Origin of the sequence: Bradyrhizobium sp. 23 (assembly GCF_023073295.1) — a bacterium.
In the GTDB taxonomy this organism is placed as follows: domain Bacteria; phylum Pseudomonadota; class Alphaproteobacteria; order Rhizobiales; family Xanthobacteraceae; genus Bradyrhizobium; species Bradyrhizobium canariense_D.
Genome location: NZ_JADPJF010000088.1, coordinates 43,521 through 46,888, shown reverse-complemented (window position 1 = coordinate 46,888; position 3,368 = coordinate 43,521). Strand labels below are relative to the sequence as shown.

The following is a 3,368-nucleotide window of genomic DNA, read 5'->3' as shown; positions in this document are numbered from 1 at the left end:
CTTCGTGCCGCCGATCCGTGCCTTCGTCCCGGTCACGGCGGGCGCGCTCGGCATGCCCCCGGCCCGCTTCTACGCCATCAACATCCCGGCGATCCTGGTCTGGGCGCCGGCGCATGTGCTGCCGGGCGTTTTGGCGGTGTCGGCCCTGCACGAATATGCCGGGCTGCCGCACCATGGGCATCCGTATAAGCATATGTGGATTTTGACCGTGGTCGGCGTGGCAATCGTCGTAGGCCTGGCGGTTTGGATCTATCGCCGCCGGAACGGCGGCGGCGTGGCGGTGGCGAAGCCGCGAGGGTGATAGCGTCGAGCGGCGCACTGCGGTTTGGGGACTTCGCAACGTGGCGGCCCTTGCCTCCAAGCCGTAACGCGTTACATTGTAACGCGTTACATGGGATCGTTTCCAATGACTGCACCCGCTGAAAGAATGAAAATGATGCGCCAGCGGAGGCGGCTGCGGGGCTTGCGCGAACTGCGCCTCGTCGTAGCTGATGCTCGCTCGCGGTCAGTTCGACGACGGGTGGCGAAGCAAGTTGCCAGCCTCGACCCCGATCGCGAGCGCAACGCGCTGCAGTGGATCGAGTCGGTCTCCGAGTTTGATGCAGATGCAACGCGGTGACGTCGTGACCGTCGCTGCAACGGGCGACTATGGCAAACCCCGCCCGGCGGTCATCGTGCAGAGCGACGCTTTCCCTGAAACTCATGCCTCCGTCGTGATCTGCCAGTTGACTTCCGAACTGGCGCACGCCCCGGATTTTCGGGTGACTATCGAGCCAACCCGCGAAAATGGATTACGACTGAGATCGCAGGCGATGGCCGACAAGCCGATCACCGTGAGACGCGAACGGATCGGACAGAAGATCGGGCGCCTCGGCAGCCAGGATATGGCGCGGATTGGGATTGCTTTGGCGTTCGTGTTAGGGCTTGCGGATTGATCAGGTACCCGAGCACGGGCTTCCGCCAGGACGACCGCAGCAGCGATCCTAGCTAGCAGCGCCTCCCCTCCGCCCCGGTGCCGGCCCGACATACCTCGCCCGGGGCCTGATCAGCTTGCCGAACTGCAACTGCTCGCTCGCATGTGCGATCCAGCCGACGCTGCGGGCCATCGCGAACAGGGCGAGCTCGCTGCCGCCAGGCAGGCGCAGCGCGTGCACGAGCACCGCGAGCGCGTAGTCGATATTGACGAGTTCGCCGGTCGCCTCCGCGATCCGCTCGGGCACCTCCTTGGTGAATTTGCGCGGTGCGCCTGCGCGAGAGAGCGCGTTGAGCAGCGATTGCGCGCGCCGATCGCCCCGCTTGTAGACGCCGTGACCGAAGCCGGCAAAGCGTTCGCCGAGCGCGACACGCTCCCGGACCATTGGCTCGACGTCACGATCGACCAGTGCCTTGACGAGCTGCGAGGCGAGCACGCCGGCACCGCCGTGCTTCGGTCCCTTCAGCGCGGCGAGGCCGGCGATGACGGAATCATAAAGATTAAGACCGGTCGAGGCTGCGCAACGCGCGGTGAAGGTGGACGCGTTCAACTCATGCTCGGCGAGCAGAACCAGCGCGCGGCGTATGAGATCGGCCGCGTGCTTGTTGTCGGGAGCCCAGGCACTGGCGATCTGCTGGTGCAGCGGCTCGGCGGACGGCTCCGTATTGAGCATGGTCGCGACCAGGAGCCGGACGATGCGCGCACCGACCATCGCACGTCCATCATGCGCGCGGGTGAAGGCGCGGGGATCGGCGCTCGATGCGAGCGCCAGCACGGCAATGGCGCGATCGATCGGCGCGGCGCGCCGCGCGGCCTGCGCGATCAGGCGCATCTCATCGGACACCGCGGGAAAATTGTCCGGCGCAAAGGGATCGACGCCGGAGACGTCCCACAGAAGCGTCGCCGTGTGCTCCAGCGTGTCGTTCTCCGCGAGATCGACGCAATTGACGCCGCGATAGATCGCGCCCTCCTCGGTGATGGTGGAGATCTCCGTGTCCATGACCGGCAGATCGGCATCGAAGCTGCGCAGGCCGCGCGGCTCCGGCGACGGCACCCGACGCTCCTTCAGCGCCCGGACGTCCTCGGCGCGATAGCGGTTCTTGCGCGAGTCGGGCGTCGGCTCGGAGCGGACCAGGCCGCGGCTGACATAGGCGTAGAGCGTGGCCGGCGAGATCGCGAGCTCGGCGGCGGCTTCCCGGGCGGAGAGGTAGAGACCTTCCGAATTTTTCATATTGATTAATGTAATCAAGATTGATCAATCTGTCGAGAGGCCTGATCTTTGGCTGGTGCAAAGGAGATTTGGGCCATGAACATCCACCTCACCAAGAGCCAGATCGGGCTGGACGGCGTTCCCGCGGCCGAAACCGTGCTGAGCCATGTCGACGGCGAGCGCGGCGAGTTGATCATCGCCGGCGAGCATGTTGGCCGACTGGCGAGCCAGTCGAGCTTTGAGGGCGTCACCGCCCGGCTCTGGAACGGCGCCAGCACGACCACGCTGAGCGAAGCCGATGTGCGCGCGAGCCTGGGCGCCGCACGCGAGCGCGCCTTCGCGCGGCTGGATGAGCTGCTGCCGGCAACGCGCGGCATGGGCATCATCGACGGATTTCGCGCGGCGGTCGCGGGAGTTCGCGCCGAGCACGGGCTCGCCCATGAGGCGACGATCGTCGGCGCATTCCCGGTGATTGCGGGCGCGCTCGTCCGCCGGGCTAGGGGTCTCGATCCCGTGGCGCCCGATCCGAACGTGAGCCAGGCTGCCGATACGCTTCGCATGCTGCACGGGCGCGCGCCCGAACCACGCGAGGTCAGGGCGCTGGACGCCTATCTCGTGACCGCCAGCGACCACGGCATGAACGCCTCGACCTTCACCGCGCGCGTGGTGGCCTCAACGCACGCAGATCTGTTTGCCGCCGTCACCGCCGGCTATTGCGCGCTGACGGGTCCGCTGCATGGCGGCGCGCCGGAGCCGGTGCTGGAAATGCTCGACGCGATCGGCTCGCGCGAGCGCATCCAGCCCTGGGTGGACGCGGCACTCGCCCGCGGCGAGCGAATGATGGGCTTCGGCCACCGCGTCTATCGCGTGCGCGATCCCCGCGCCGACGTGCTCAAGACCGCGATCGAGGCGCTGGCCTCGGACGGCGCCGACCTGCCGTTTGCCGGCGAGGTCGAGGCCTATATCCGCGCAGCCTTGCGCAAGAAGAATCCGGACCGGTCGCTGGAGACCAATGTGGAGTTCTTCACCGCGATCCTGCTCGATGCGCTGGCGATTCCGAGGCAGGCCTTCACGCCGATCTTCGCCGTGGCGCGCGCAGCCGGCTGGACGGCGCATGCGCGGGAGCAGCAGCGGACCGGGCGGCTGATCCGGCCGAGCTCGTCATATGTGGGCGCGATGCCGAAG

4 protein-coding genes and 1 pseudogene are annotated in these 3,368 nt (G+C 67.2%); 4 read left to right on the top strand and 1 reads right to left on the bottom strand.

Going from position 1 to position 3,368, the window contains the following annotated elements; genetic code table 11:
• The 3 genes and pseudogenes from IVB32_RS21115 to IVB32_RS21105 all read left to right on the top strand — a co-directional run.
• Positions 1-301: pseudogene (locus IVB32_RS21115) on the top strand (DedA family protein); the annotation flags it as partial.
• A 105-nt stretch (positions 302-406) separates the two neighbouring features.
• Positions 407-619: an antitoxin MazE-like protein gene (locus IVB32_RS21110; protein WP_143273843.1), complete on the top strand. Its 213-nt coding sequence runs from the start codon at positions 407-409 to the stop codon at positions 617-619.
• Positions 600-935 (top strand): type II toxin-antitoxin system PemK/MazF family toxin, encoded by a 336-nt coding sequence (locus IVB32_RS21105; protein ID WP_018452930.1) that lies wholly within the window; start codon positions 600-602, stop codon positions 933-935. Before IVB32_RS21110 ends, IVB32_RS21105 begins: the two co-directional genes overlap by 20 nt.
• Positions 936-983: 48 nt before the next feature.
• Here the strand turns inward: IVB32_RS21105 and IVB32_RS21100 are convergent, their stop codons facing one another.
• Positions 984-2,204, bottom strand: a complete 1,221-nt coding sequence (locus IVB32_RS21100) for a citrate synthase family protein (protein ID WP_085358851.1) — start codon at positions 2,202-2,204, stop codon at positions 984-986.
• A 75-nt stretch (positions 2,205-2,279) separates the two neighbouring features.
• Between IVB32_RS21100 and IVB32_RS21095 the strand changes: the two genes are divergently transcribed.
• On the top strand, positions 2,280-3,368 hold a 1,089-nt coding region (locus IVB32_RS21095), incomplete at its 3' end, for a citrate synthase/methylcitrate synthase (RefSeq protein ID WP_247411371.1).

Excerpts from the sequence above, each read along its gene's own strand:
- IVB32_RS21105 (WP_018452930.1), top strand. The coding sequence starts at position 600 with ATGCAGATGCAACGCGGTGACGTCGTGACCGTCGCTGCAACGGGCGAC.
- IVB32_RS21110 (WP_143273843.1), top strand. The coding sequence starts at position 407 with ATGACTGCACCCGCTGAAAGAATGAAAATGATGCGCCAGCGGAGGCGG.
- IVB32_RS21100 (WP_085358851.1), bottom strand. The coding sequence starts at position 2,204 with ATGAAAAATTCGGAAGGTCTCTACCTCTCCGCCCGGGAAGCCGCCGCC.